Genomic DNA, 1,104 nt, shown 5'->3' with positions numbered 1-1,104 from the left:
ACGCCGGCGGCGAGTACGACCACGGCGGGTACGCCGGCGGCGAGTACGACCACGGCGGGTACGCCGGCGGCGAGTACGACCACGGCGGGTACGACCTCGGCGGGCACGACCACGGCGGGTACGCCGGCGGCGAGTACGACCACGGCGGGCACGACGTGAACCGGGGCTGCTGCGAGAGGAGCCGGCCGACATGAGCCTCGTCGTCTATCTGGCGGCCTTCGTCTTCGGGATGACCTCCGTCCTGCTGTTCCGCCGCCCGCGCAGGGCCGTGCGGAACCCGCTGACCGTCTCCACCTGCGTGGCGATCGTCCTCGGGGCGCTGGTCTTCGTGTGCGCCGCCCCGGCCACCCTGTCCACCGTCAACGAGCTCACCGGCACCCCCAACTTCGGGGCCCCGCTGACCTACGGCATGCTCTCCGCGTACAGCTGCTCCGTGCTGGTGCTGCTGATCAACTGGCGGGGCGGTTCCCGGGAGCGGGTGCGGCGCAGGGTGCGGTGCGTCGCCGCCGCCTACGCCCTGCTGATCACCGCCATCGTCGTCCTCTTCCTGCTCGCCGACGCGGACACCGAGCGGCTCACCGACCTCGACACCTACTACGCCGGCACGCCGTTCATGCGGGAGATGATCCTGCTGTACCTGCTCGGGCACAGCGTGGCGATGCTGGTGATGTGCGCCGTCTGCGTCAGGTGGGCCCGCGAGGTCGACGGCCCGCTGCGCACCGGGCTGCGGCTGATCCTCGTAGGCGCGCTGCTGGACCTGGTGGGGTTCCAGGTAACCAAGTACACGGCGATCGTGGCGCGTTGGACGGGCCACGACCTGGACTTCCTGTCGACCACGCTCGCCCCGCCGATGGCCGCGCTGGCCGCGCTGCTCTGTTCGGCCGGATACCTGCTGCCGTCCGCGGTCGCCCAGTGGCTGGCGCTGGGCGACCACCGGCGGCTGGCCCCGCTGTGGTGCCTGGTGAAGTCGGTGTCCACCGCGCCCAAGCCGCCGGCCGGCTGGTGGCGGCTGCCCCGGGCCCGCCTGCAGTGGCGTGAGGTGTCGATCCACGACGCGCTGCTCGCGCTGGCGCCGTACTTCGACCACCGGGTGCGCGAACGGGT

Annotated in this window: 1 protein-coding gene and 1 pseudogene; both read left to right on the top strand. The window is 72.5% G+C overall.

Annotated elements, in window-relative coordinates:
• Positions 1–194: pseudogene (locus B9S61_RS40885) on the top strand (hypothetical protein); the annotation flags it as partial.
• A partial coding sequence (locus B9S61_RS17360) for an MAB_1171c family putative transporter (RefSeq protein ID WP_103543083.1) occupies positions 191–1,104 on the top strand: 914 nt, incomplete at its 3' end. The pseudogene B9S61_RS40885 and the gene B9S61_RS17360, both read left to right, overlap by 4 nt.

This window comes from Streptomyces sp. SM1, from assembly GCF_002910825.1.
Lineage (GTDB): Bacteria > Actinomycetota > Actinomycetes > Streptomycetales > Streptomycetaceae > Streptomyces > Streptomyces okerensis.
Note: the sequence above shows the minus strand (reverse complement) of the source record. Positions and strands in the feature narration are given on the sequence as shown.